This window comes from Mesorhizobium sp. (assembly GCF_965229135.1).
Classification (GTDB): domain Bacteria; phylum Pseudomonadota; class Alphaproteobacteria; order Rhizobiales; family Rhizobiaceae; genus Mesorhizobium.
In genome coordinates, this window is sequence record NZ_OZ245860.1 from 2,425,781 (window position 1) to 2,452,212 (window position 26,432).

The following is a 26,432-nucleotide window of genomic DNA, read 5'->3' on the forward strand; positions in this document are numbered from 1 at the left end:
TCCTAGGCCATGCGGCCGGGATTGAGGATGTTCTTCGGGTCGAATTCCTGCTTCAGGCGCTGGCTGAGCGCCGCCAGCGCCGGCGCCTGCGGCTCGAAGACAGGCAGGGCGGCGCGATGAGCAGGGGCAGCGCGCACCAGCGTCGCATGGCCGCCACCATGTTTTCTCAGGAGGCTCCGCAGCAGAGCGGCTTCCGGATCGCCCTCCTCCATGCGCAACCACACCAGTCCGCCCTGCCAGTCATAGAAGGCGCTGACGGCGGCCTGCATGCGTAGCGTCAACACCATCTGGTGTCCCTGCGAAGGCGTCATCGACACGCGCCAGACCGGCTTCTCGCTGCCGTCGGCGAACGGCCTGCAATCGCGCACGTCGCGCCAGATGACCGTTGACGTTTCGCCTGAAATCTCTTCCAGCGGCCCGGCATTGCCGAGCAGTGCCTTGAGGGCGGCGATGCGATAGGCGACGGAAGGGCCGAAACCCTCGACACGCAACAGTGTGGCGGCTTCGCTGCCGAGCGTACCGCCGGCGACACGCGCCGCGATCCGCTCCGGCAGGTGGGCCGCACTCGAGACCTCCGCGCTGGAGCCAAGCGCCAATGCCATCGCAGAGGCGGCGGCATCGTCAAGCAATCCTCTGATTGAGAGGGTCACTTCGGTCTCCGCCGCTGGAAGCACCTTGAAGGTGAGGTCGGTGAACGCGGCCAGCGTGCCCCAGCTGTTGGCCATCAGTTTGGACATGTCGTAGCCGGTGACGTTCTTCACGACGCGGCCGCCTGACTTGAAGGCTTCGCCGCGACCGGAGACGACATTGATGCCCAGAATATGATCGCGTGCCGCACCCGCCTTGAGGCGTCGTGGACCCGACAGGTTCGCACCGAGCACACCGCCGATCGTGCCTTTTCCCGACTCGCCGCCGAGCAGCGGTCCGTAATCCATGGGCTCGAAAGCGAATTGCTGGCCGTTTTCAGCCAACAGCTTCTCGATGTCGGCAATCGGCGTGCCGGCCTTTGCCGACAGCACCAGTTCGGCCGGCTCATAAAGTGTGACACCGGACAGTTTCGACAGGTCGAGCGTATGTTCGGTCTGCAGCGGGCGGCCGATGCCGCGCTTGGAGCCATGACCGAGGATTTCAAGCGGCGACTCCTCCGCCACCGCCCAAGCGACGGCGGACTGGACTTCGTCTGATGTTGTTGGGGTGAAAGTGGTCATTGTAAGGATGGGCTGTTTTCGAACACGCGCAATCCGCGATCCTTCGCGCTCCCCGCTGTCCTACCAGACATCTCGCCCTCAAGGCGGGAGATCGGAGGTCGCATATCGATTCGACAATTTACAATGGCGGCGAAAGAGCGAGGCGCGGAAGCTGCCGATCTCCCGCCTTGAGGGCGAGAAGTCCGGCAGGACAGAGGGGGGTGTTCATACACCGACATATCTCCTCAAAACCTCGGAATGTCCGGGAATGCCACCTGGCCCCGGTGTACGTGCATACGCCCAAGTTCGGCGCAGCGGCGAAGTTGCGGGAAAACCTTGCCTGGGTTGAGCAGATGATTGGGATCGAAAGCGCATTTGACGCGCATCTGCTGGTCGAGGTCGACCTGGTTGAACATTTCCGGCATCAGGTCGCGCTTCTCCACGCCCACGCCGTGCTCGCCGGTCAGCACGCCGCCGACCTTGACGCAGAGGCGCAATATGTCGGCGCCGAAGCTTTCCGCCTTGTCGAGTTCGCCGGGCACGTTGGCATCATAGAGAATGAGCGGATGCAGATTGCCGTCGCCTGCATGGAAGACATTGGCGACGCCGAGACCATACTTTTCGGAGAGTTCGCGCATGCCGTGCAGGACGCGCGGCAGTTCCTTGCGCGGGATGGTGCCATCCATGCAGTAGTAGTCGGGCGAGATGCGGCCGACCGCCGGGAAAGCCGCCTTGCGGCCGGCCCAGAAGCTCAGCCGTTCCTGTTCCGACTGTGAGATGCGGCAGGTGGTCGAGCCGTTGCGGATGGCGATCGCCTCTACCGCGGTGATGAGATGGTCGACCTCCACGCCCGGGCCGTCGAGTTCGACGATGAGCAGGGCCTCCACGTCCAAGGGATAGCCTGCATGGACGAAGTCCTCGGCGGCGTGGATGGCAGGGCGGTCCATCATCTCCATGCCGCCGGGGATGATGCCGGCGCCGATAATGTCGGCGACGCACTGGCCGCCCTGTTCGCTGGTGGGAAACCCGATCAGCAGAGCGCGTGCCGTCTCGGGCTTCTTCAAGATGCGCACGGTCACCTCGGTGACGACACCAAGCAGGCCTTCAGAACCAGTCATCACGCCAAGCAGGTCGTAACCTTCCGTGTCGAGATGGCTGCCGCCGAGCCGGACCACCTCTCCGTTCATCAGCACCATCTCGGCGCCCAGCACATTGTTGGCGGTGAGACCGTATTTCAGGCAGTGCACGCCGCCGGAATTTTCAGCGACGTTGCCACCGATCGAGCAGGCGATCTGGGAGGATGGATCGGGGGCGTAATAAAAGCCCTCCTGCTCGACGGCGGTGGTGATGCCGAGATTGGTGACGCCCGGCTGGGCGACGACGGCGCGGTTTGGAAAATCGATCGCGAGAATGCGGTTGAAGCGGCTCATGACCAGCAGCACAGCGTCCTCAAGCGGCAGTGCGCCGCCAGAGAGCGACGTGCCGGAACCGCGCGGCACGACGCGGATGTTGCGGTCGTTGCAGTATTTGAGCACACGCGAGACCTGCGCCACGGTCTCGGGCAGGACCACGACCAACGGCAACTGACGATAGGCGGTGAGCCCGTCGCTTTCGAAGGCGCGCATTTGATTGGTCGCGTCGACGACGCCCTCGCCCGGCACGATGATGCGCATGTCGGCGACGATCTCGTCGCGCCGGCGCATCGTTGCGTCGTCAGGTTTCGGCATGGCCAGGCCGGACATCGACAGCCTCATTCGCTTGACTGGTCAAAATCTTTTACCAGTGAAGCGCGTTCGTTGCAAATCCTGCTTTGCTCTGGAATCCGGCTTCGAGGCCGGGACAAGGTTCCGCAGCGGCAATCTGCCGCTGCCCGATTCGCGCCCAGCCCTTTTGCAAGACGGCTATTCGCCCGGATGCTTGCCGGGCTCGGAATGCATCAGGCGGACACGGCGTACGCCCCACCAGACCAGCAGAATCGCCACTGGCACGGAGGCCGCCGTTACCACTTCCGGAGCAAAGGCATGGCCGAAGATCGAGGCGCCCTTGGCGACATACCCGATAAGCCCGACGACATAGTAAGAAACGGCAGCGACCGAGAGGCCTTCGACGGTCTGCTGCAGGCGCAATTGCAGGCGGGCGCGATTGTTCATCGACGCCAGCAGATCGCGGTTCTGCTTCTCGACCTCGACGTCGACCCAGGTGCGCAGCAGCGTGGTGGCACGGGTGAGCTTGCGCGACAGATTGGCCTGACGCTCCTCGACCGACCGGCAGGTGCGCATGGCCGGCGCCACGCGGCGTTGCAGAAATCCGCCCCATGTGTCGTAGCCGGGCACGGCCTCTTCCTCCAGCGCTTCGAGACGCTCGACAACGATGCCGTCATAGGCGCGGCTGGCGCCGAAACGGTACAGGCTGGAAGCGGCGTCGGCTTCGAGTTCCGCGGCAAGTTCGGTCAGGTCGGCCAGCAATGTCTGGCTGTCACGAGTCTCCGCCGCCTTCATTTCCAGCGTCGTCTGCGCCAGCCTGTCTTCGATGCGCCGCGCGCGGCCAGACAAGGTCAGCGCCAGCGGCAAGCCAAGCATGGCGAGCGTCCGGTAGGTTTCGATGTCGATCAGCCGTTGCGACAGCGCGCCCGTTCGCGCTGGCGTCAGGCCACGGTCGAGCACCAGTATGCGGGTCAAGCCGTCGCCATCCTGGCGGAAATCGGTGACGATGGCGGCGTTGCCGCGCTCGACCAGCGAGTAGCAGAGGCTGGTCGGATCGAAGCCGGAAATCAGTTCCTCGCTTGCTTGCGTCCATTTGCGAATTTCGAGCCTGATGCCGGAAATGACGGTACCCGGCGGGCAAAAGCCGTTGCCGAACGGCGAGTCTTCCTGCGCCCTGCTCCCGTCGGAGAGCGGCCCTTCCCACAGATAGGTCGAGAATTCCGTGTGCCGCTCCCAGCGCAGGGAGCCCTTGCCCCATTTCATCGCATGGTGGCGAGCATGGCGATCCGGCGCGGCAATGCCGAGGCGACGCGACAGTTCGGAAAGCACGGCATGGTCAACGCCGGAGCCGCCTTCGGTCATGAAGGCAAGCTGAATGAGAACGCGCGGCTTCTCGATGAGCGGATGCGGCCGGGCATGGACTTCGCCAAGCGCGCCCGGGCGGCCTTCATGCGCCGGAAAACCCATCACGCTGCCCTTGGCGCGTGGCTGGAATTCGAGATTGGACAGGTCGTCTGACACGGCTGGTCCCCCGAGCTTCTTTGAAGCCTCTTGCAATTGCGTCCTCTAGAGCCAATAGCCCGATGACGCAAACGGCAAAGTTCAGCCGAAGATGGTATGGCTTGGCGCGATGAACGCGACGTGTCCCGACCAATTGGATAAATAATTTGACCAGTTGGCGACGCAGGCTTTATCCTGCTCGACACCGGTTCAATCCCAGGCACCCCTTTGAGCGACATCTTTTCAAGGATCGAGCATTCGCGCACCGCCGACGAGGTGGTGCAGCAGATCGAGAGTCTCATTCTTGAAGGCGTGCTGCGCACCGGCGACCGGTTGCCGGGCGAACGCGAGCTTGCACGCCAGTTCGATGTATCGCGGCCGATCCTGCGCGACGCGCTGAAAGAGCTCGAGGGGCGCGGGCTGCTGACGACTCGACCCGGCGGCGGGACGCATGTCGCCGATGTCATAGGCCAGCTTTTCACCAAGCCGGTGACCGACCTGATCTCCATGCACCGCAAGGCGGTGACCGATTATCTTGAGTATCGGCGCGAGATAGAAGGCGTGGCGGCGGAATACGCCGCGCGACGCGCCACCGCGGACGATCTGGCCCTGCTCGATCGCATCATGGCGCGCATGGATGAAGCGGACCGGACCGGCGATTTCGACGATGAAGCCGAAATCGATGTCGAATTCCATCACGCCATCTGCGAATGCGCGCACAACATCATCCTCCTGCACACGCTGCGCTCCTGTTACCGGCTGTTGTCGGAGGGCGTGTTCCAGAACCGCCTGCTGGTGTTCAGCGTGCCAGGCGCGCGCGAGGCGCTGCTTGCGCAACACAGGGCGATCCATGCGGCGGTGAAGGCAGGCGATCCCGCCGCCGCCCGCCAGGCCGCGATGGATCATATCACCTACGTCGAACGGTCGATGGCCGAGGCCGAACGCAGCGGCGACTGGCAGCGCGTGTCGCGGCTCAGGCTCAAGCAGCGCGGCGACGCCGCCGATATCGAACCCGCACGCAAAAGCTCCTAATCTCGAAACGGGAAGCCCATGAGCCAGATCCTGACCATCGCAGACCTCAAGGACCTCGCGCGGCGGCGCGTGCCGAAGATGTTCTTCGACTATGCCGATTCCGGCGCATGGACCGAGAGCACGTACCGGGCGAACGAGGAGGACTTCCAGAAGATCAAGTTCCGCCAGCGAGTGCTGGTCGACATGAGCAACCGCTCGCTGGAATCGACGATGATCGGCGAGAAGGTGGCGATGCCGGTGGCACTGGCTCCGACCGGGTTGACTGGTATGCAACACGCCGATGGCGAGATGCTGGCGGCACAGGCGGCGGAAGCGTTCGGCGTGCCTTTCACCCTGTCGACGATGAGCATCTGTTCGATCGAGGATGTCGCCTCGGCGACGACGAAGCCGTTCTGGTTCCAGCTCTATGTGCTGCGCGACAAGGATTTCGTGCTTAACCTCATCGACCGGGCGAAGGCCGCGAAATGCTCGGCGCTGGTGCTGACCCTCGACCTGCAGATTCTTGGCCAGCGCCACAAGGATGTGCGCAACGGGCTATCGGCGCCGCCCAAGATGACGCTGGCCAACATCGCCGATATTGCCTTACGCCCACGCTGGTGGATGGGCATGGCCGGCACGCAGCGCCGCACCTTTCGCAACATTGTCGGCCATGCCAAGGGCGTCGGCGATGTTGCATCATTGGCGTCATGGACAACCGAGCAGTTCGACCCGCACCTGTCGTGGAAGGACGTCGCCTGGATCAAGGAGCGCTGGGGCGGCAAACTGATCCTCAAAGGCATTCTCGACAAGGAAGACGCGTTGATGGCGGCCAGGACCGGCGCCGACGCCATCATCGTATCCAACCATGGCGGGCGCCAGCTCGACGGCGCGTCATCTTCCATCATGGCATTGGAAGAGATTGCCGATGCGGTTGGCGACCAGATCGAGGTCCATATGGATGGCGGAATCCGTTCCGGCCAGGATGTGTTGAAGGCGCTGTGCCTGGGCGCCAAGGGCACCTATATCGGGCGGCCCTTCCTCTATGGCCTGGGGGCGCTCGGCAAGGAAGGGGTTACAAAGGCTCTGGAAATCATCCGAAAAGAGATGGACATAACACTGGCATTGTGCGGAAAGCGCCTGGTCACCGAAATGGGCAAGGACCAGCTCCGGCGCTAAAGTCCGGTGACTGTCCGACCACGGAGACGACGCAGGCCTTGACGACCCCCGGCATCCACTTCCTCGACGCGCGCGGACCGGACGGCGTGCGCCTCTATGCCATCGGTGACGTGCACGGCCGGCTGGATCTGCTGGAAGCGATGCACCGGCGAATCGATAGCGAGCTGGAGTGGAAACCAACTCGCGATTGGCGTGTGATTCATCTCGGCGACTATGTCGACCGTGGCCCCGATTCCAAAGGCGTCATCGATTTCCTTGTCGACGCGCGGCAGCGCGACCCCCGCCATCTGATGCTTGCCGGCAATCACGACGTCGGCTTTCTCGATTTCCTGGGAACGCCCGATCCCGAAGGGCTCTTCGTCCGCTACGGCGGTGTGCAGACGGCGCAATCCTACGGCGTGTCGTTGACCACGGATGCCAGTTGGTTCGGCAAGGCGGAAACGTTGAAGCGAGGCCACGCTGCGCTGGTCCAGGCCGTGCCGCGGAGCCATGTCGACTTCCTGCGGTCGCTGCCATTTTCAATGACGTTCGGCGACTTCTTCTTCTGCCACGCCGGCATCAGGCCGGGCATCGCGCTGGAAAACCAGAACCGGCAGGATCTGATCTGGATCCGCGACGTCTTCCACGAGCATTCCGGTCTTTATCAGAAGATCGTGGTGCACGGCCACACACCGGTGCCGGAGGCCGAGGTGATGGCCAACCGCGTCAATGTCGACACCCTCGCCTGGCAGTCAGGAAACCTTACCGCGCTCGTCGTGGACGGCGCGGATAAACGTATCCTGTCTATGACCGGTAAACGGGGTTAAAGCGCTGTCAGCGCTTGATCTTTTCGAAAACCGATCACGGCTTTCGAGATCGCTTGCTAGCGAAGCGAGGCGGTGACGCCGTAGCCGTCGACGGCGTTGTGGTTGTTGGCTGCGTCGGCGGCATAGATGCCAAGGCCGCAGATCACGATCGCGGACAACATGGCAAAGGACAGAAGCGCTGCTTTCACGGAGGTCATCTCTTGTTGAGCTTCCTGCATCTGTGCACGAGGCGGTTACCAATGCGTTGAAACGAAAAATACGCCTCAAAGTTTCGACGATTTTGCGCTTCTATGTGTGTTCTGTATCGACGGTGTGTCGCGGCGGTCACACAAAAGGTTCATCACGGTTGCATAGCCGATGCAGAGCGCGTGCCTTCTAGGGCAGCGGGCTGACACACTCCAAGTATGAATGACGTTTTCCCCGGCGGATTCACCGCCGCGTGCCAATTATGTCACGCCGCCGGGTGCGACGGGTTGCTCAGATCGTCGCAACCCAGGCGCGGGCGATCGCAAGGCCGGCGGCATCCGCGTCCGGACCGTTGCGGGCCATCTCCACGTCGAGATTGACGGCCCAGTCGGGATGGCGCGCGGCGATGACGGGGGCGAACGACGTGCTCCAGTCCTTGACCATCGGCCGGTCGGCCTCGAAGTGGAACTGGAAGCCGTAGACGGCGCGGCCCACCCGGAACGCCTGGTTCTCGGCGACATCGTTGCCGGCCAGCCTCACCGCGTTTTCAGGCAGCACGAACGTGTCGTCATGCCACTGGAAGATCGGGAATTTTTCAGGAAGCGCGCCGAGCACGGGGTCGGCCTTTGCATTGGGCGTCAGCGACACACCGCGCCAGCCGAATTCATTGGCGCCGCCGATCTTGTTCTCGCCGCCGAAGGCGCGGGCAACCAGTTGGCTGCCGAGGCAGATACCGAGCACCGCGCGGTCCTTGTCGGCGAAGTCGCGGGTCAATTCTAGCAACGCAGGAAAATAGGGGTAGTCGTCATCGGCCAGCGCATTCTGGCCGCCGCCTAGGACCACCATGGCATCGTGCGCGGCCGCATCTTCCGGCAGGGGATCACCCTTGTAGGGGAGGCGCACATCAAGGTCGGCGCCAGCTTCCGCAAGAGCGGCGCCGACCTGGCCAAGGCCGGTATTGTCGTAGTTCTGGACCACCAGCACCCGCATCGCAAAACCCTGCTGACATGAAAAAGATGCCGCGAGCGATATCATGCCGCCAGCATCACAGCCAAGATGCGCATCCGGAGAGAAAGCTATGCCACTGCAAAACCGGGTAGACCCCTTTGGCGCTATCCACGCCGTACCCGAGCGCGGTATTTTCACCGGCAATCGCGGCATTATCCATGATCCTGATACGAAGACACTGCTGAGGAAACGCTGGGCGCTTCAGGCCTGGATCATCTGCGTGTGCGAATTCCGCAATGTGCGTCGCGATCCGATGGGCCGAAACCGGCCGGGCGGGAAAGCCGGATGGACCGAGCTTTTCTTCCTGGACGAGGTGACCGCGCTTGCCGCCGGACATCGCCCCTGCTTCTTCTGCCGGCGCGAGAGAGCGAAGGATTTCGTCCAACGCTTCGGCGACGCATTCGGCATCGCCGAGCCGCGCGCGCCACAGGTCGACAAGCGGCTGCACAAGGAGAGGCTGGCATCGGGCGGGCGGGCAACACGACTCAATCCGCGGGCACTTGGAGACCTGCCGGATGGCACGATGATCTCCTCGGGCCGCAAGCCTTACGCGCTTCACCATGGTGCGGCACTGCCCTGGAGTTTCGGAGGCTACCAGCCTGCGATCAAGTTCGACCATCAGGATCTGGCCGATCCGCTGCTGATCACACCGCCGACAAGCGTGGCCGTGCTTCGCGCCGGATATCGCCCGGCATGGGCGGCCCGACCCGGTTAATCCAGTTCCGATTGCGGGATCACGCGCACCGCCGGCAGGTCGTAATAGTCGCCAGCGGATTCCGGATACAGCTGACTTTCCATTTTGAGGCCAGTCCTGCCGTCGATGGTTCCGGCCCAGACCGAAATGAACGGGCTGTCAAACCGACGCCAGAACAGGTTGCCGCCGCATACCGAGCAGAAACCGCGCTCGGCATGCTCCGACGACTTGAACCAGCGCAGGGTGTCGCCCTTGATGGTCGCGCGGCTCTGTTCGACCTGCGTGGCGGCAACGTAATGGCCGCTGGCCTTCCTGCATTGATTACAATGGCATGCAACGACCGGGCGCAGGTCGCCATGCAATTCGTAGCTGACGCCACCGCATAGGCAGCCGCCTCGTGTGATCCTCTCCACCCAACACCTCCGGACCGCGTTGTCCCGCATCCAGAGTGCGCGATGGTACCGCAAACCGGCATCGCTATTCCGACAGCGCGGTGTCGTCTTTGAAGCGATGGCCGTCTTGACGCGAAGGACCGGCTCGCTCATTCCTCGACGATGCGCGCCAATTACAAGATGCAACGGCTGTTCGTGCCCGACGACCTCGGACCAGACACCGAATTCGATGCGGGACAGCAGCAGAGCCATTATCTCCAGCATGTCTTGCGGCTGGGCGAAGGTGCGGAGATCCTTGTGTTCAATGGTCGCGACGGCGAGTGGTCGGCTGCAATCGCCGCGAAATCCAAAAAGGCGGTACGCCTCAAGGTGCTGCAGCCACAAAGGCCGCAACCACCTCTGCCCGACCTCATCTACTGCTTCGCGCCGCTGAAACAGGGCCGGCTCGACTATCTCATGCAGAAGGCGGTGGAAATGGGCGCCGGCGTGCTTCAGCCGGTGATCACCCAGCATACCCAGGTGGCGAAACCTTCCATCGACCGCTTGCGCGCCAATGTCATCGAAGCCGCCGAGCAATGCGGCATTCTGGCGGTGCCGGAGGTGCGCGAAGCGGAAAAGTTCGAACGCCTGCTGGCAGGTTGGGACAAAGAACGCCGGCTGATCTTCTGCGACGAGGATGCGTCGACCAACAATCCGCTGACCGCCCTTCAAGCTGTCCGGGAACGAAGGCTTGGACTTCTGGTCGGGCCGGAGGGCGGCTTCTCCGACGAAGAACGCAAGATGCTGCGCGCCCTGCCCTTCGTCACGGCCATTCCGTTGGGACCGAGGATCCTGCGCGCCGATACGGCGGCGGTGGCGGCGCTGGCGGTGATGCAAGCGACGATCGGCGACTGGTGAGACAAGCTTCGCCTCTCCCCTTGTTCTGGGAGAAGGGGAGACCCATCGCGTGAATCAATTCCTGTTGACGCGTGGCTCAGGATTTTTCGCTTGATCGGCTGCCGGCATTTCGTCCATCTAGCGCCGGCGGTCGTCCGGCCGCCTGCAGTGCCGCGTGTCCTTCCGGACACGCAAAGGACGCTGTAGCATTGGGTTGGCGCATGATCACCTTCCGAAGATCGAGGTCGATTGTCGGAATCATGCGCTAAGAGGGCTTCTCATGGCGCGCGACACAACCGATTTCAGGCCGATCGAGGGCATCGACGAACTCGTCGAGCACCTGGCTGAAGGCAACAAGCCGCGCGACAAATGGCGCATCGGCACCGAACACGAAAAGTTCCCGTTCTATGTCGACGGCAATGCGCCGGTGCCCTATGGCGGCGACCGTGGCATCCGCGCCATTCTCGAAGGCATGCAGCAAAAGCTCGGCTGGGATCCGATCATGGACGCCGGCCGCATCATCGGTCTGGTCGAGCCGACCGGCCAGGGCGCGATCTCGCTCGAGCCCGGGGGCCAGTTCGAGCTCTCCGGCGCACCGGTGGAAACGATCCACCAGACCTGCCGCGAGGGCAACGCGCATCTGGCGCAGGTGCGCGAGATCGCCGAGCCCATGGGCATCCGGTTTCTTGGCCTCGGCGGCAGCCCAAAATGGTCGCTGGCCGAGACGCCGAGAATGCCGAAGTCGCGCTACGAGATCATGACGCGCTACATGCCCAAGGTCGGCACCAAGGGCCTCGACATGATGTACCGTACCTGCACGATCCAGGTGAATCTCGACTTCGAGAGCGAAGCCGACATGCGCCGCAAGATGCAGGTGTCGCTGAAACTGCAGCCGCTTTCGACGGCGCTGTTCGCCAATTCGCCTTTCACCGAGAGCCGTCCGAACGGATTTCAGAGCTGGCGCGGCGACATCTGGCGCGACACCGACAACCAGCGCTCGGGCCTGCTCGACTTCTGTTTCTCGCCAGACTTCGGTTTTGCCGACTACGTCGAATGGGCGCTCGACGTGCCGATGTATTTCGTCATCCGCGACGGCCACTACCACGACATGACGCACATCACCTTCCGCCAGTTCATGGCGGGGGCGGCGCGCAACGAGGTGCCGGACGGGCTACCGACGATGGGCGACTGGGCAAACCATCTGTCAACGTTGTTCCCGGATGTGCGGCTGAAACGTTTCCTGGAAATGCGCGGCGCCGATGGCGGGCCGTGGCGGCACATCTGCGCGCTGCCGGCTTTCTGGGTGGGGCTGCTCTATGACGAGGCCGCGCTCGACGCCGCCGAGGCGCTGACATCGAGCTGGACCTATGAAGAAGTGCTGGCGATGCGAAACGCGGTGCCCGAACAGGGCATTTCCGCGCCCTTCCGCAACACCACGCTGCGCGACATCGCCCGCGACGTGCTTGCCATCTCGCGCACCGGGCTGAAGAACCGTGGCAGGAAGAACCGCGACGGTTATGACGAAACCTCTTTCCTCAACACGCTTGACGAAGTCGTCGCGCGTGGCACCACCAGCGCCGAGGAGATGCTGTCGGCGTACCATACGCGATGGGGCGGCTCGATCGAGCCGGTGTTCATGGAGTATGCGTACTAACCCCGCCGGTTAGCGCGGCCATTGATCGCCAAAGCCGCTTCAATCGGCGGTGCAAAGGAACCGGAGCGGGTCATCTTTTCGCTGAAATGCGGGACCGCTCCGGCTTTTTGCGTTGATGCAATTGCGAACGGAAAACCGTTTCGCACTTTTCCTGGAATTGCTTTAGGCTTCTGCGACGAGGATTTCCGGAGGAGAAACCTATGCCTTCCTTGTTCGACATGCTGGGGCAGGCCCAGAACGGCAATGGCATGGACGCGCTTGCCCGGCAGTTCGGGCTTTCGCAGCAGCAGGCACAATCGGCGGTCGCCGCGCTGCTGCCAGCCTTTTCGCAAGGGCTGCAGCGCAATACGGCCGATCCCTACGGCCTCGGCGCGTTCATGACGGCAATGGCCAGCGGCCAGCATGCCCAGTATTTCGAGGATGCGGCGCGGGCCTTCTCGCCGCAGGGTGTCGACGAGGGCAACGGCATTCTGGGGCATCTGTTCGGCTCCAAGGATCTGTCGCGCGCCGTTGCCAGCCAGGCCGCGCAGGCCAGCGGCGTCAGCCAGCAGGTCTTGCAGCAAATGCTCCCGGCAATCGCCACGATGCTGATGGGTGGGCTGTTCAAGCAGACCACCAACCAGATGCAGGCAGCCGGCGGATTCGGTGGGGCCAACAATCCGCTGGGCGAGATCATCGAGCAGATGATGCGGCAGGGTGGAGGCACGCAGGCGCCGCAACAGCGCCAGGCGCCGCCACCCCAGAACCCGATGGACAACCCACTCGGCAAGGTGCTGCAGGACATGTTCGGCGGCGGCGCACGGCAGCCGCCAAGCCAGCCGCAGCAGACACAGAGTCCCTACGGTGACAATCCGCTCGGCAAGGTGCTGCAGGACATGTTTGGTGGTGGCGCGCAGCAGCAGCCGCAGCCTCAACAGACGCAAAGCCCTTACGGCGACAATCCGCTTGGGAAGATTTTCGAGGATATGCTGAAGCCGGGTGGCGGCTTCGGCATTCCTGGTGCGCAGCCGGCGCCGCAGCAGCCACAAGCGCCGCAGCAGCGCCAAGCGCCAGAGCCGCAGACAAATCCGAGCGGCCGCCCAAGGAACCCGTTCGACGATCTGTTCGGCAAGATGTTCGAGACAGGCGCCCAGCAGCGCGACGAGTATCAGAAGGGGGTGGAGTCGATCTTCGACCAGTTCAAGCGCGGCATGGACCGGCGGTAAGACCGGCCCACCAAAAAGAAAAGCCCGGTCCTGGGAGGACCGGGCAGCGCGCAGGCTAGCCGGTGGGGATACCGGCAGGGAGTGGGGAGCCTGCGATGGTTGTTGGTCGCATCGAGCCTCAAAAAGGTTCACGGCAACCGAAACACTCGGCAATCAAAGCTGTCAGGCGACCTTGCGGGCGAGATCCTCGATGGTCTCCGCACGCTCGACCGCGATGGAGCGGAGCCTCACCGTCGGATCGCTGCCAAACGGCACATCGATGGCGACATGGAGGTCGCTCCGCGTCAGGCCGATATCGGCAAGCTCAGCGTCCGACATCTCACCAAGGCGATAGAAGGCACGACGGTTTTTCCACGCGCGGTAGAAATTGGAGATGGTGTTGGCCACGCGCATCGCAACGGCCGGACGCGAGGTAATGCGCGAGGTCTCGGTGGCGAAATCGAACGTGGTCATGTCGGTCTCCTTTCAGACGCGAACCGGCGAAACCCAATGATCGGCGCTGGCGACAGCGGCCGTTCGGGTCTCGATTCACATGCCTTCATGTGGATGATGCGAATTTGCCATCGCGCGATTGATTAATCCAACGAATGTTTCTAATCTTTAGCATCAACAACGATGATGGATCATGTCGATGAAAGCGCCGCTCGATCTCGATCAGTTGCAGACCTTCATCTCGATTGCCGATACCGGCAGCTTCACGCGCGCAGCGGAAGAGGTGCACCGGACCCAGTCGGCGGTGTCCATGCAGATGCGCCGGCTGGAGGAGCGGATCGGCAAGCCGCTGTTCGAGAAGGACGGGCGTACCAACAGGCTGACCGAGGAGGGTGACAAGCTGCTCTCCTATGCAAGACGGCTGCTTTATCTCAACCGGGAAACGCTGGCCGCCTTCGATGACCGACGGCTCGAAGGCACCATCCGCATCGGCACGCCCGACGACTACGCCGACCGTTTCCTGCCCGAAATCATGGCGCGGTTCACGCGTTCCAACCCGCGTGTCGAGCTGACCGTCATCTGCGAGCCGACCCCGGGGCTGGTCGAACATATCAAGCGTGGAAATCTCGACCTGGCGCTGGTGACGCACAACGACACGCGCGGCCAGTCGGAAGTGGTGCGGCGCGAGCCCCTGCTGTGGGTTACGTCGGTCAATCACGCAACGCATGAACAAGAAACACTGCCGATGGCTTTCGGCCGGCCGAACTGCATCTGGCGGCGCGCCGCGGTGGATGTGCTCGACCGGCAAAACCGCGACTATCGCATCCTGTTCACCAGCTTCTCGGCGACCGTCATCACGGCGGCGGTGCTTTCGGGCCTGGCGATCTCGGTGCTGCCGGAATGCGCGCTGCGGCCCGGGATGCGCGTGCTGGGCGAGGCCGACGGTTTCGGCGCCCTGCCCGATTGCCGCATCGGCATCATGCGCGGCCAGACGTCGCGTCCCGAAATCGTCGACGCTCTGGCACGCCATATCTCGGAGAGCCTCGACAACATCTCGGTGCCGATCGGCGAGGAGACCGGATCGTTCGATTTCGCCGCGCTTGCCTTCAGCAAGATGAAGCGGACCAAGCCCAACCAGATCCTGCCCGGCTGGTAGGTCGAACGGGACGAAAGGCGCAGGCGTCTTGACGCGGGCCGACAAGCGCGTGCCAATCGGCCATGAGCGAAACAGCATCCGAATCACGCACGAACGCCGCCGAATACACGGTGAGCGAGATTTCCGGCGCCCTGAAGCGCACTGTCGAGGATGTCTTCGGCAATGTGCGGGTGCGCGGCGAAATTTCCGGCTATCGCGGGCCGCACTCCTCCGGCCATGCCTATTTCGCGCTGAAGGATGATCGCGCGCGGCTCGACGCCGTGGTGTGGAAAGGCACGATGAGCCGGCTCAAGTTCCGCCCCGAGGAGGGGATGGAAGTGATCGCCACCGGCAAGCTCACCACCTATCCCGGCAAATCCAACTACCAGATCGTCATCGACAACCTTGAGCCCGCCGGCGCCGGCGCGCTGATGGCGCTGCTGGAAGAGCGAAAGCGCCGGATGCAGGCCGAGGGCCTGTTCGACGCCGGCCGCAAGCGGTTGCTTCCCTACATGCCGCGCGTCATCGGCGTCGTCACCTCGCCGACCGGCGCCGTCATCCGCGACATCATCCACCGCATCAAGGACCGGTTTCCGCTGCATGTGCTGGTCTGGCCGGTGCGCGTGCAGGGCGAAACGGCGGGCGCGGAAGTCACCGCTGCGGTCAACGGCTTCAACGCGCTGGCATGGGACGGCATGATCGCGCGCCCGGACCTACTGATCGTGGCGCGCGGCGGCGGCAGCCTCGAAGACCTCTGGGGTTTCAACGACGAGGCTCTGGCCCGGGCCGTCGCGGCCTCCCACATTCCGGTGATTTCAGCCGTCGGTCACGAGACCGACTGGACGCTGATCGACCTTGTCGCGGACGTGCGGGCGCCGACGCCGACGGGAGCAGCCGAAATTGCCGTGCCGGTGCGTGCGGACCTCGAGGCGACGCTGGCTAGCCTTGGCGCGCGGCTCAAGGCGGCGGTGTCGCGCAATTTCGAACGCAAACGCCAGGCGGTGCGGGCGGCGGCCCGTGCGCTTCCCTCTCCCGATCAGTTGCTGGCGCTGCCGCGCCGGCGCCTTGACGAAGCGACGAACCGGCTCGGCCGGGCATTGTCCGTCAGCGTCGACCGCAAGCGAGCCCGGCTTGCCGCGCAGCGGCTGACGCCGGCCACTCTGTCGCGACGCATCAATGAGACGCGCACGCTGACCGGCCGCGACCTCGCCCGTGCGCAAGCCGCATTCTTCGCCATCGTGCGCGAACGGCGCGCGCGGTTTTCACGCACGGCGACGCGGCTGTCGCCCGCGCCGATCGAAAGACGGCAGAAGCTGCAGGGCGATGCCTTGACGGCGTTGTCGCGGCGGCAGGATCGGGTGATCTCCGTGCGGCTCGAACGTCTGCGTGGGCAACTGACCCAGGCCGAACGCCTGCTGACCACGCTTTCGCACAAGGCGGTGCTGGCACGGGGATTCGCACTGGTAAAGGACGCCGACGGCACCGTGATCAAGCATGCCGCCGACGTGGCGTCCGGGATGGCGCTTTCGCTGGAATTTGCCGACGGCACCGCCGATGCGGTAGCCACGAGCGGCCCGGCGCGGCCAAAGCCGGCTGTGAAGCCGGCGGCCAAGACCAAGGAACCCGGCAACCAGGGCTCCCTGTTCTGAGCACGGCCATGAGCGACCATTCCCATCATCTGAAAACGCCGTCTGGCAAACCTCGCGCGCGAAGCCTTGGCATCGGTTTCGACGGAACGCCCGGACCATTCAACGCCATCACGGACGTGCCGGGTGTTTCCGTTGGTTATTCGACATTGATCTCAGGCGATGGTCCGCTCGTCGTCGGCAAGGGACCAGTGCGCACCGGGGTGACCGCCATCCTGCCCCGTCCGCGCGAAGCGCTGGCCACGCCGGTCTTCGCCGGCATCTTCAGCCAGAACGGCAATGGCGAATTGACGGGCTCGCACATCGTCGAGGAGACCGGCGCTTTCAACTTTCCGATCACAATCACCAATACGCATTCCTGCGGCGTCTCGCGCGACGGCACGCTGCGCTGGATGCAACGCGTGCTGCCGGCGGCGCTTGATAGCGCCTGGGGGCTGCCTGTCGCGGCGGAAACCTATGACGGGTTCCTGAACGACATCAACGGCCACCATCTGACGTTCGACGATGTTGCCGCCGCGCTCGATGGCGCGGCTGGCGGAGCAATCGAGGAAGGCAGTGTCGGCGGTGGCACGGGGATGATCACCTTCGGCTTCAAGGCGGGTTCAGGCACCGCCTCGCGCGTCGTCAAATGGCAAGACAACAGCTACGCGGTCGGCGCGTTCGTGCAGTCGAATTTCGGCAAGCGGCGCAACTTCACGATTCGCGGCCAGTGCGTCGGGCCCGATCTGGCGGAGCCGGCGATCCGCGAAGGCACGCGGCGCGCCGAAAAAGGCTCTATCATCGCGGTCATCGCCACCGATGCGCCGTTCCTGCCGCATCAGATGAAGCGGCTGGCCCGCCGCGTGCCGCTTGGCGTCGCCATGACCGGCGGCTTCGGCTACCACAGTTCGGGTGATATCTTTCTTGCCTTCTCGACAGCCAATCCCGGCGCGGCACTGGCGCCGTCGGGTCATATCGCCAAGGCCGACTTCATCCCCGACACCGATATCGACCCGTTCTTCGATGCCGTGATCCAGTGCGTGGAGGAGGCCATCCTCAACGCTCTGGTCGCCAATGACGATATGACCGGGCGCGACGGCAATTTCGTTCCGGCCCTGCCGAAAGCATGGCTGAAGAAAAGATTTGGCTGAAATAAGCTTTCAAACGAAAACGCGGGCCGAATGGGCCCGCGCTTTCAAGACCGGGTCATCCCCGGATCGTCATTTGCTAGCGGTTTTACCCGCAGGCTCCTGGCCCTGATCCGCCTCGGCGGCCTCTTCCAGGCGCGAGGCAATCAGCTCCTGGATATCGCCGACCTCTTCCTGGATATCCTCCAGGGGTATGCCAGCTTCGGCCGCCTTGGCCGCGCATTCCCTGGCCAGCGTCTCAGCCTGCTTCTCGATCTTGATCGCGGAGGGCTGGCAATGGACCTTTTCGCCGATCCATCCCCGCAAGAATTCGATCGCGTGTTCACTCATGCTGCTGTTCCCTGGCGGCTGTGCCGGTTGGTAATCATAAACGTGAACACCCGCAAAAGGATGCAGGTCCCATTCCAGCCGAGTCGTTGTCGTCCGGCAAGCCGATGTTGTCCAAGCTCCACAGAGCCGAAGGAAATCGAGGGTTCAAGGAACACGTCTATCGTTGAGATGATTGTTACCGCTGGCTGGGATCAAGCCCAGAATCGTGCCGTTGTTTCTATTTGCTTTTTTCCGGGTTTCACGCCGATTTGCATCACAATAGTTGTCACATACACAGCACGTTCGCAGCTGCTCCGTGGGCGCATCCCAAAGGGCGCGCGGTCGAAGCCGCCGCTATATAGTGACATCCTCACATAATGTCGACTCTCGTTCCTGGGCTGCTTCTTTCCGCCGCGTCATGGGCAAAGCGGCTACGCCGTGAGAATGCCTGCATCGGCCCGGCAGGCCTGGCGAAGCGCCATGAAAGCGTTGCTCATATGTGGAGATTGCCTGGGCGGCGGGCAAGGCTCGGCGGATTTGAAACCCTTGTCGGGTCGGTTCCGGACAGAGGTGGGGCCGACAGATCGTTGAACGCTTGAATTTGTACGCGCTCGGGAAATCCCAAAGCAAAGCGGCCTTCGGATGGTCTCCGAAGGCCGAGGTGCAAAAGGTCGGTTTGAATTCCGGCCCTTGAGGGTTGGCCGGAAACGAAGAACCGCCGGTCAAGCCAGCAGCGGCATCTCTTTGGACTGGGCGGCCAGAACGGTGCTCTTGTTGGGGATCTGGATATCGATCTCCAGCGTCGACATCGTCTCGCCGCGGTCCATGCTCACCTGCAGATAGTCCTGGTCGATCTGAACGTGCCTGGCAATCACGGCCATGATCTCCTCGCGCAATATGGAGACAAGATCGGGCTGGTTGCGATTGCGGCGTTCGTAAGCCAGCAGGACTTGCAAGCGCTCGCGCGCCACAGGCGCGCTGCGGCGGCGCTTGAAGAGGTCCAGAAGCATCATGCCGCCCTCCTTCCCAACAGGCGGTCGAGGAAGCCCTTGCGCTCGAAAGGCACCACGACCGGGAAATCCTCGCCTTCAAGCCGCCTTGCCGCGTCGATGTAGGCGCGGGCGGCGGAATTCATGGTCTCGCTGAGCGTCACCGGCGCGCCCATGTTCGAAGCGCGCAGGATGTCCTGGCTCTCCGGGATGATCCCCAGCAGCGGGGTGGACAGGATTTCCAGGACGTCGTCGATGCTGAGCATTTCGCCGCGCGACGCGCGCGCCGCATCGTAGCGGGTGACGAGGACATGCTTCACGATCGACTCGCCCTGCTCCGCCTTCATGGTCCTGGCGTCAAGCAGGCCGATGATGCGGTCGGAATCGCGGACGGAACTGACTTCCGGGTTGGTCACGATCACTGCCTCGTCGGCGAAGCGCATGGCCAGTTGCGCGCCACGCTCGATACCGGCCGGGCTATCGCAGAAGACGTAGTCGAACACCGAGCGCAGCTTGTCGATCACTTCGCCAACGCCTTCCTCGGTAAGCGCATCCTTGTCGCGCGTCTGCGAGGCCGGCAGCAGGAACAGCGATTCGACCCGCTTGTCGCGGATAAGCGCCTGCGAAAGCTTGGCCGTTCCCTGAATGACGTTGACCAGATCGAACACCACCCGGCGCTCGGCGCCCATGATGAGATCGAGATTGCGCAGGCCGACATCGAAGTCGACCAGTGCCACCTTCTTGCCGGTCTTCGCGACCGCCGCTCCAAGGGCGGCCGTCGAGGTGGTCTTGCCGACGCCTCCTTTGCCGGAAGTGACCACGACTACTTTGCCCATGTTTAAAGCCTCCATTATTGTTGCTTGAGCGGTGCGAGATTGTCAGGTGAAAGATGCGATGCGCAGCACGTCGTTTTCGAGAAAGGCCTGTATGGTCCGTCCCCGCGAGGAAGGATCCATCTCCTCGGCCGTGCAGTACCAGCCATCGACAGACAGAAGTTCGGCTTCGTTCCTGCGGCAGAAGATGCGCGCACCGGCATTGCCCTGGGCGCCGGCGGAGGCGCGTCCGCGCAGTGTCCCGTAGACGTGGATGGATCCTCCGGCAATGATCTCGGAACCGGACGCGACTGAACCGAGGACAATCACGTCGCCATGCGGATGAATGATCGACTGTCCTGAGCGTATGGGCGACTTGATCATCAATGAGCTCGGCGACCGTGGCTCGTCGATCCTTGGCTGCCCCGCGGCCTTCGCATTCGGCTCCGACGGCTGCATGAGCAACGTTTCGCCACTGGCTTCCTTGGCCCCGGTGAGCCGGGGCGGCAGATCGGCGCCCAGAGTGGTGTCGCTGTCTGCCTCGATCGCATAGACGCGTATGCCGCGCCCGCCAAGTTCCTCGATCAGGTCCCTGATCTCGTCCGCCCGCGGCTTCAACATGCTCAGATCAAGCACGACAGGCCGGCCCGCAAAGAAGCCCGGAGAGTTGCCAATCCACTGATCCAGGTCCTGCAGCCAGTCGCTCAAGGGCGCTTCGGGGGTCAGCGTGAAGGCCACAAACGAGCGCGCCCGAAAGCGTATGGATTTCTTCTGAATGGGAGTGGCGCAGGTCACGCGGGCGATTCCTTACTGATTGGTTAAGGCTAGCCAGCGATGGTTAACGAAAAGTAAATATCGAGGTCACAGGGGCTTTTTCGCGTAACCATTTTTGCCGAGATTTTTGGTGGAGACGGACTGAAGCGTCGTGCGCCGCGTCGACACCTTGCACCCAAATTCATCGGGTCAATCCAATTTGGCTCTTGAAAGCTCAACCCGGCACCACCAACTCTGCGATGCGGGCCGGGCCCCTCTGACTGTCGCCACTGGCGATTGTGATGTCGGACCGCAGTAACGGGCCCTATTTCAATACCTTTCGGTCAATCGGGCTCATTTCTTATTCGGTCGGAGACCCCGCATGACATCGTCTATCCTAGGCTTGGCCTGTCCCACCTGCCGCGTCGCTCTCGTGATGAGCGAACGTCAAGGCATCGAGATCGATTACTGCCCGCAGTGCCGTGGCATCTGGCTTGATCGAGGGGAACTCGACAAGATCATCGAGCGTGCCGGCAGGGAGGCAGCACCCGCGCCGCAGGCCCCCCCTCCTTCATATTCCCATCCGCAGCCGCACAGCCGGGGCCGTGATGACGACTATTCGCGCTCGCAGGGCCATCACTACCCGAAGCGGAAGAAATCGTTCTTCGAAGAGCTGTTCGACTGATCCTTGAAACCGCCGGTCCGCCTCGGGACCGGAACTGCCGACATTTTTGCCAGATTGCCGCCGTGGAGGGCCACCTGACCATGATTTCCAGAACGAACCGATTTGCCGCCCTGCTTGCAGGACTGTTCCTGGCCTTTTCGATGGTGGCGATCGATCACGCCGAGGCAAGGCGCGGCGGCAGCTTCGGCAGTCGCGGGACGCGCACCTACCAGTCCGCCCCACCGACGAACACCGCGCCGGCGCCGACCGCACCGGTCGAGCGCTCGATGACACCCAACACCGGGACGAACACCGCGGCCCGACAGCCGCAGGTCAGCCCCCAGCGTCCAGGCTTCATGAGCGGCTTTGGCGGGACGATGATGCGCGGACTGCTGCTTGGCGGCCTTATAGGGTTGCTGGTGGGGCAAGGCTTCGGCGGCCTCGCCGGCATGTTCGGGTTTCTGCTCCAGGCGCTGCTGATCGGTGGCGCGATCATGCTGGCCATCCGCTTCTTCCGCTCGCAGTCGGCGCGCGGCCCCGCCCCGGCCCTTGCCGGTGCCGGGAATGCTGGAGGTTCGGGATTTGAGAACCGCGCAGCCACGCCTCGCGATTCGGGGAATGCGCCTTCCTTCACGATTCCCGGCTTTGGCGGCGGCTCGGGTGGAAGCACTCCGGCCGATTCGGACGAAATCACCCTGGCCCGTACCGACCTCGATACATTCCAGCACCTGCTGACCGAGGTGCAGGAAGCCTTCGGGCGCGAAGACCATGCCGCGCTGCGCCGCCTGGTGACGCCGGAGATGGTGTCGTACCTGTCCGAGGAACTGGCCGACAATGCCCAGAACGGGGTGAAGAACGAGGTGACCGAAGTCAGCCTGCTCCAGGCCGATGTCGCGGAAAGCTGGCGTGAAGGCGACCGCGACTATGCCACGGCCGCGCTGCGCTACGAGTCCCGCGACGTGACGCGCGACCGGACCAGCGGCAAGGTCGTCGACGGCAACGCGGACCACCCGACGGAAACGACCGAGTTGTGGACATTCACGCGACAGAATGGCTCCGATTGGAAGCTCTCGGCCATACAGCAGGCCTGATCGCGGCAATGACGCCAGACCGGCCGGGTATGTCTCCGGCAATGGCGGGCTGATGCCCCATGCCATCAGCTCCTCGCGATCAAGCTCGATTGCGAGGAGCCTTTTGCGACACGATCCACCTCCCCATGGTCCAGACGGGTCGGCGTCTCGTATTCCCAGGCACAGTGCGATCCCGGCATTGGCCCTTGAACGGCAAAGTCGGACCCGCGTAACATGGCGGCATCTGAACTGAGTCTGATTCATTCGTCCGAGCCAGTGCCCGGATGGGTCTGGATATTTTTCCTTGAATACGCAAGCAAGCAGCAGCGCGACGCAGCGCGGCAAATCGTTTGCCCATGTGGCGGAAGCCTCCTGGGGCAAGGGCCTCAGCACCTTGCTCCGCATCGTGCGCATGACACTGCGCCATCCCTGGCAGGTCGCGATCACCCTGGTCTCTACCTTCATCGCCGCGACGCTGCAGCTTTTCATTCCACGCCTGCTCGGGCGCGCGATCGATCAGGCGCAAGGCGTGATGGCAGCGGGTGCCGGTGCCGGGGCACAGCAGGCATTGTGGAACACGGCGCTGACGCTGCTCGTCGTCAGCATCCTGCGCGGTCTCTTCACCATGGCGCAGAACTATTACGGCGAAGCCGTCGGCCATCGGACCGGCTATGAACTTCGCCTGGCATTCTACGAAAAGATCCAGCGCCTGAGCTTTTCCTACCATGACAAGGTCCATACCGGCGATCTCATCACGCTCGGGCTGCTCGACCTCGACGGCGTGCGCATGTTTTTTGCCACGGGCATCCTGCGTGTGGTGCTGCTCGGGGTGCTGATCGGCGTTGGCGCCTACCTGCTGATCAGCACCGATCTCGTGCTCGGCCTGCTCAGCCTGAGCTTCGTGCCGTTCGTCGCCTGGCGCTCCTCGGTGACGCAGCTCAAGCTGCGCAGCACCTGGCTGACCTTGCAACAGCGATTGTCGGTGCTGAGCCGGGTCATGGACGAGAACCTCGGCGGCATCCGTGTCGTGCGCGCCTTCGCGGCGCAGCGCCACGAGCTCGAAAAGTTCGACCGCGCCAAGCAGGACGCGCTGGACCTTGCCAATGAGCGCGTCGATATCCGCGTCGGCAACACCAGCGCCATGAACTTCTCTTTCCTGGCCGCCATGGGCCTGGTGCTGTGGTTCGGCGGCCAGAAGGTGATTGCCGGCCAGATCAGCGTCGGCACACTGGCCCAGTTCCTCACCTTCATGACCATCCTGCAGATGCCGGTGCGCCAGCTCGGCCTGATGGTCAACTCATTCGCCCGCGCCTCGACCTGCGGCACGCGGCTGTTTGAACTGCTCGACACCGAACTCGACGTCAAGGACGCGCCGGGCGCCAGGGATCTCGTCATCACCGAGGGCGTGCTGCGCTTCGACAATGTCGGCTTCCGCTACGCGGGCGCCGGCGAGCGTGCGACATTGTCGGGCATTTCCTTCGAGGCGAGGCCGGGCGAGACGATCGGCATCGTCGGTCCGCCAGGCAGCGGCAAGTCGACTATCGCGCACCTCATCCCGCGTTTCTATGACGTGACGTCCGGTACGATCACCATCGACGGCCAGGACATCCGTGAGGTCACGCTGCAATCGCTGCGCAAGGCGGTCGGCGTCGTGCAGCAGGACGCTTTCCTGTTCACCACCTCGATCGAAAACAACATCGCATACGGCAATCCCTGGGCACGCGAGACCCGCATCGAGAAGGCGGCCGAATTTGCCCAGTTGCACAACTACATCATCGGCCTTCCCGCCGGCTACACCACGGTGGTCGGCGAACGCGGCGCGTCGCTTTCGGGTGGCCAGCGGCAGCGCCTGACCATTGCGCGCAGCCTGATGCTGCGGCCATCGGTACTGGTGTTCGACGATTCCACCGCTGCCATCGACGCCGGCACCGAGCAGCGGATCCGCGCGGCCATGAAGCGCTTCGCCAGGGATCGCGTCACGCTGATCATCTCGCACCGGCTGAGTTCGCTGATGCATGCCGACCAGATCCTGTTCGTCGAGGGTGGGCAGATCGTCGAGCGCGGCACGCATGAGGAACTGCTGGCGCTTGGTGGACGCTATCGCGCGCTTTACGACCTGCAATTGCGGCCGGACGACGATCGGCTCGAGGGAGCCGCGTGATGTCGACGCAGGATGATGACGAGAAGGACGACAAAAGCAGGCGGCCGACAAAGGCTGTCGTCGGCTCGCATCGCGACGACGAGGAGGTCTTCGGCAAAGCCTATGATCCTCGCATTGTCAGGCGCATCTGGACCTTCGTGAAGCCTTACCAGGGCAAGATCCTGATCTCGGTCGCCGCCGTGCTGGTGTTTACGCTGACACAGCTGGCGATCCCGCTGGTCATCCGCTACGCCATCGACCACGGGATGGCGGCAGGCAAGCTCGACCATTCGGTGATGATCTCCGCGATCGGCACTTTCGCCGTGATCATCCTGATCAACTATGCCGCCAGCCATGTTCAGGAAAGCGTCGTTGGCAAGGTCGCCGAACACGTGCTGTCGGACCTGCGCCGCGGCATGTTCAGCCATCTGCAGCGCGTGTCGTTGAGCTTCATGGACAAGACCGAGGTCGGCCGGCTGATGTCGCGCCTGCAGGGCGACGTCAACTCGATGCAGGAATTCCTCGAGACGTCCGTCATGTCTGTGGGCGATATCGTGCTGTTGTTCGGCATTGTCACCGTGTTGCTGTGGCTGGATTTCAGGCTCGGACTGCTGACGCTGTCGACCATGCCGGTGCTGTTCATCGTTCGCCTGTTCTGGCTGCCGCGCGCCAAGGTCGCCTTCATGGCCGCGCACGAAACCAACTCCATCGCCAACGGGGCTCTGGCCGAAGGCATCCATGGCGTGCGCACGGTACAGAGCCTTGAGCGCCAGCATGTCAATTTCGACCTCTATGACGAGAAGGTACTGGCCAACCTCAATGCTCATCTGAGGTCGGCGAAATACGCGCAGGTGATGGTGCCGATCGTCGATACGCTGACCGGCATCGCCATGGCGACGGTCATCGTCGTCGGCGGTTCGATGGTGCTCTCGCACAGCCTCGACGTCGGCGTCATGGTGGCGTTCCTGTTCTACATCCAGCGCTTCTTCGACCCGATCCGCTCGCTCACCATGCAGTACAGCGTCATGCAGCGCGCCATGGCCTCGGGGCAGCGTATTTCCGAAGTGCTCGACGTGCCGGTGGATGTCAGCGACAAGGAAAATGCCGTGACGCTGTCGCGCGATATGGACGGCTCGGTTGAGTTCAGGAATGTTACCTTCGGTTACCGGCAGAACCAGCCGGTGCTCAAGGACATCTCCTTTCGCGTCAATCCGGGCGAGACCGTCGCGCTGGTCGGCCCGACCGGATCGGGCAAGTCCAGTTGCATGGCATTGGTGCACCGCTTCTACGATGTCTGGTCGGGTCAAGTCATGGTCGGCGGCCATGATGTGCGCGACCTGACGCAGGATTCGCTTGGCGACCAGGTGGCCATGGTGCTGCAGGAGCCGTTCCTGTTCTCCGGCTCGGTGCTCGAGAACATTCGCTACCACAAGACATCGGCCAGCCGCGAGGACGTGGTTCGTGCGGCACAGGCAGTCGGCGCGCACGACTTCATCGAGCAACTGCCCAATGGCTACGACACCGAACTCGAGCAGCGCGGCGGCAATCTCTCGCTCGGCCAGCGCCAGCTGATCAGCTTCGCGCGGGCGCTCGTGGCCGACGCCAAGATCCTTGTGCTTGACGAAGCCACCGCCAGCATCGATTCCTACACCGAGATGCTGATCCAGAAGGCACTGGTGAAGCTGCTGGAAGGCCGGACGGGGCTGGTCATCGCCCACCGCCTGGCCACCATCCGCGGCGCCGACCGTATCATCGTCCTGCAGAACGGCGAGATCGTCGAAAGCGGCAACCATGAACAGTTAATGGAAAGAAAGGGCCTGTACGCCCGGCTCTACAACATGAACTACGCCTCGTTCGATGATATCGCGGAAGGCGAGATGGAACAGGGCGCTGCGGTCGGCAAGGCGACGTGAGTGGTGCTGATGGAGCCCATGGCAAGGGCGGTCATAGCCCGACA

25 protein-coding genes are annotated in these 26,432 nt (G+C 63.3%); 14 read left to right on the forward strand and 11 right to left on the reverse strand.

The genetic code is table 11. The features are described from left to right. Window positions 1-2: 2 nt before the first annotated feature. The 3 genes from ACO07C_RS11685 to ACO07C_RS11695 all read right to left on the reverse strand — a co-directional run bounded on the left by ACO07C_RS11685 (window position 3) and on the right by ACO07C_RS11695 (window position 4,411). On the reverse strand, window positions 3-1,208 hold the full coding sequence (locus ACO07C_RS11685) for an FAD-binding protein (RefSeq protein ID WP_421914323.1): 1,206 nt from the start codon (window positions 1,206-1,208) through the stop codon (window positions 3-5). A 224-nt stretch (window positions 1,209-1,432) separates the two neighbouring features. Further along, window positions 1,433-2,929: an FAD-linked oxidase C-terminal domain-containing protein gene (locus ACO07C_RS11690; RefSeq protein ID WP_421914324.1), complete on the reverse strand. Its 1,497-nt coding sequence runs from the start codon at window positions 2,927-2,929 to the stop codon at window positions 1,433-1,435. Between the two features lie 159 nt (window positions 2,930-3,088). Continuing rightward, the gene (locus ACO07C_RS11695) at window positions 3,089-4,411 is read right to left on the reverse strand and encodes a DUF3422 family protein (RefSeq protein WP_421914325.1); all 1,323 of its coding nucleotides are present in this window, start codon (window positions 4,409-4,411) and stop codon (window positions 3,089-3,091) included. A gap of 207 nt (window positions 4,412-4,618) precedes the next feature. Here ACO07C_RS11695 and ACO07C_RS11700 point away from each other — a divergent pair, with 207 nt between their 5' ends. Genes ACO07C_RS11700 through ACO07C_RS11710 form a run of 3 tightly spaced genes read left to right on the forward strand, consistent with a single transcriptional unit; the run spans window position 4,619 to window position 7,383 of the window. Beyond that, a complete protein-coding gene (locus ACO07C_RS11700) occupies window positions 4,619-5,422 on the forward strand; it encodes a FadR/GntR family transcriptional regulator (protein ID WP_421914326.1) in 804 nt (267 codons plus the stop codon). Window positions 5,423-5,440: 18 nt separating this feature from the next. Next, entirely contained in the window at window positions 5,441-6,577 is a 1,137-nt protein-coding gene (locus ACO07C_RS11705; protein ID WP_421914327.1) for an alpha-hydroxy acid oxidase, read from the forward strand. A 38-nt stretch (window positions 6,578-6,615) separates the two neighbouring features. Continuing rightward, the gene (locus ACO07C_RS11710; RefSeq protein ID WP_421914328.1) at window positions 6,616-7,383 is read left to right on the forward strand and encodes a metallophosphoesterase; all 768 of its coding nucleotides are present in this window, start codon (window positions 6,616-6,618) and stop codon (window positions 7,381-7,383) included. 56 nt (window positions 7,384-7,439) lie between these two features. Here ACO07C_RS11710 and ACO07C_RS11715 read toward each other — a convergent pair whose 3' ends face one another. Together ACO07C_RS11715 and ACO07C_RS11720 are read right to left on the reverse strand one after the other, a co-directional pair. Continuing rightward, the gene (locus ACO07C_RS11715) at window positions 7,440-7,580 is read right to left on the reverse strand and encodes a hypothetical protein (RefSeq protein ID WP_354462268.1); all 141 of its coding nucleotides are present in this window, start codon (window positions 7,578-7,580) and stop codon (window positions 7,440-7,442) included. A gap of 280 nt (window positions 7,581-7,860) precedes the next feature. Further along, entirely contained in the window at window positions 7,861-8,559 is a 699-nt protein-coding gene (locus ACO07C_RS11720) for a type 1 glutamine amidotransferase (RefSeq protein ID WP_421914329.1), read from the reverse strand. An 88-nt stretch (window positions 8,560-8,647) separates the two neighbouring features. On the opposite strand from ACO07C_RS11720, the gene ACO07C_RS11725 reads away from it, so the two are divergent. After that, the gene (locus ACO07C_RS11725) at window positions 8,648-9,292 is read left to right on the forward strand and encodes a hypothetical protein (protein WP_421914330.1); all 645 of its coding nucleotides are present in this window, start codon (window positions 8,648-8,650) and stop codon (window positions 9,290-9,292) included. On the opposite strand, the gene ACO07C_RS11730 is transcribed toward ACO07C_RS11725, so the two are convergent. Further along, window positions 9,289-9,915, reverse strand: a complete 627-nt coding sequence (locus ACO07C_RS11730) for a GFA family protein (RefSeq protein ID WP_421914331.1) — start codon at window positions 9,913-9,915, stop codon at window positions 9,289-9,291. The genes ACO07C_RS11725 and ACO07C_RS11730 overlap by 4 nt on opposite strands. Here ACO07C_RS11730 and ACO07C_RS11735 point away from each other — a divergent pair. The 3 genes from ACO07C_RS11735 (at window position 9,826) to ACO07C_RS11745 (ending at window position 13,398) form a co-directional block, all read left to right on the forward strand. Beyond that, a complete protein-coding gene (locus ACO07C_RS11735) occupies window positions 9,826-10,560 on the forward strand; it encodes a 16S rRNA (uracil(1498)-N(3))-methyltransferase (protein WP_421914332.1) in 735 nt (244 codons plus the stop codon). The genes ACO07C_RS11730 and ACO07C_RS11735 overlap by 90 nt on opposite strands. Before the next feature lie 259 nt (window positions 10,561-10,819). Further along, a complete protein-coding gene (locus tag ACO07C_RS11740; protein WP_421914333.1) occupies window positions 10,820-12,193 on the forward strand; it encodes a glutamate--cysteine ligase in 1,374 nt (457 codons plus the stop codon). A gap of 200 nt (window positions 12,194-12,393) precedes the next feature. Next, a complete protein-coding gene (locus ACO07C_RS11745; RefSeq protein WP_421914334.1) occupies window positions 12,394-13,398 on the forward strand; it encodes a DUF937 domain-containing protein in 1,005 nt (334 codons plus the stop codon). A 162-nt stretch (window positions 13,399-13,560) separates the two neighbouring features. Here ACO07C_RS11745 and ACO07C_RS11750 read toward each other — a convergent pair whose 3' ends face one another. Beyond that, window positions 13,561-13,851, reverse strand: coding sequence for a DUF1127 domain-containing protein (locus ACO07C_RS11750; protein WP_421914335.1), 291 nt, complete (start codon window positions 13,849-13,851; stop codon window positions 13,561-13,563). A gap of 178 nt (window positions 13,852-14,029) precedes the next feature. Between ACO07C_RS11750 and ACO07C_RS11755 the strand changes: the two genes are divergently transcribed. From ACO07C_RS11755 to ACO07C_RS11765, 3 genes are all read left to right on the forward strand, one after another. Then, on the forward strand, window positions 14,030-14,986 hold the full coding sequence (locus ACO07C_RS11755; protein ID WP_421917504.1) for a LysR substrate-binding domain-containing protein: 957 nt from the start codon (window positions 14,030-14,032) through the stop codon (window positions 14,984-14,986). A gap of 62 nt (window positions 14,987-15,048) precedes the next feature. Beyond that, complete coding sequence (xseA, locus tag ACO07C_RS11760) at window positions 15,049-16,614, forward strand: exodeoxyribonuclease VII large subunit (protein WP_421914336.1); 1,566 nt, start codon at window positions 15,049-15,051, stop codon at window positions 16,612-16,614. An 8-nt stretch (window positions 16,615-16,622) separates the two neighbouring features. Further along, window positions 16,623-17,741, forward strand: coding sequence for a P1 family peptidase (locus ACO07C_RS11765; RefSeq protein WP_421914337.1), 1,119 nt, complete (start codon window positions 16,623-16,625; stop codon window positions 17,739-17,741). A 69-nt stretch (window positions 17,742-17,810) separates the two neighbouring features. Here ACO07C_RS11765 and ACO07C_RS11770 read toward each other — a convergent pair whose 3' ends face one another. From ACO07C_RS11770 to minC, 4 genes are all read right to left on the reverse strand, one after another. Continuing rightward, window positions 17,811-18,068, reverse strand: coding sequence for a hypothetical protein (locus tag ACO07C_RS11770; RefSeq protein WP_421914338.1), 258 nt, complete (start codon window positions 18,066-18,068; stop codon window positions 17,811-17,813). 701 nt (window positions 18,069-18,769) lie between these two features. Continuing rightward, window positions 18,770-19,060 (reverse strand): cell division topological specificity factor MinE, encoded by a 291-nt coding sequence (minE, locus tag ACO07C_RS11775; protein WP_421914339.1) that lies wholly within the window; start codon window positions 19,058-19,060, stop codon window positions 18,770-18,772. Then, window positions 19,057-19,872 carry a septum site-determining protein MinD gene (gene minD, locus ACO07C_RS11780; protein WP_421914340.1) on the reverse strand — a complete coding sequence of 272 codons (816 nt, stop codon included), beginning with the start codon at window positions 19,870-19,872 and terminating at the stop codon, window positions 19,057-19,059. The genes minE and minD overlap by 4 nt, the downstream gene beginning before the upstream one ends. A gap of 42 nt (window positions 19,873-19,914) precedes the next feature. After that, window positions 19,915-20,643, reverse strand: a complete 729-nt coding sequence (gene minC / locus ACO07C_RS11785) for a septum site-determining protein MinC (RefSeq protein WP_421914341.1) — start codon at window positions 20,641-20,643, stop codon at window positions 19,915-19,917. Window positions 20,644-20,983: 340 nt separating this feature from the next. Here minC and ACO07C_RS11790 point away from each other — a divergent pair, with 340 nt between their 5' ends. The 4 genes from ACO07C_RS11790 (at window position 20,984) to ACO07C_RS11805 (ending at window position 26,388) form a co-directional block, all read left to right on the forward strand. After that, window positions 20,984-21,286: a zf-TFIIB domain-containing protein gene (locus ACO07C_RS11790; RefSeq protein ID WP_421914342.1), complete on the forward strand. Its 303-nt coding sequence runs from the start codon at window positions 20,984-20,986 to the stop codon at window positions 21,284-21,286. Window positions 21,287-21,366: 80 nt separating this feature from the next. Next, window positions 21,367-22,356 carry a Tim44 domain-containing protein gene (locus tag ACO07C_RS11795; protein WP_421914343.1) on the forward strand — a complete coding sequence of 330 codons (990 nt, stop codon included), beginning with the start codon at window positions 21,367-21,369 and terminating at the stop codon, window positions 22,354-22,356. A 283-nt stretch (window positions 22,357-22,639) separates the two neighbouring features. Then, window positions 22,640-24,496 carry an ABC transporter ATP-binding protein gene (locus tag ACO07C_RS11800; protein ID WP_421914344.1) on the forward strand — a complete coding sequence of 619 codons (1,857 nt, stop codon included), beginning with the start codon at window positions 22,640-22,642 and terminating at the stop codon, window positions 24,494-24,496. Further along, window positions 24,496-26,388, forward strand: coding sequence for an ABC transporter ATP-binding protein (locus ACO07C_RS11805; protein ID WP_421914345.1), 1,893 nt, complete (start codon window positions 24,496-24,498; stop codon window positions 26,386-26,388). Before ACO07C_RS11800 ends, ACO07C_RS11805 begins: the two co-directional genes overlap by 1 nt. The last annotated feature ends 44 nt before the right edge of the window (window positions 26,389-26,432 follow it).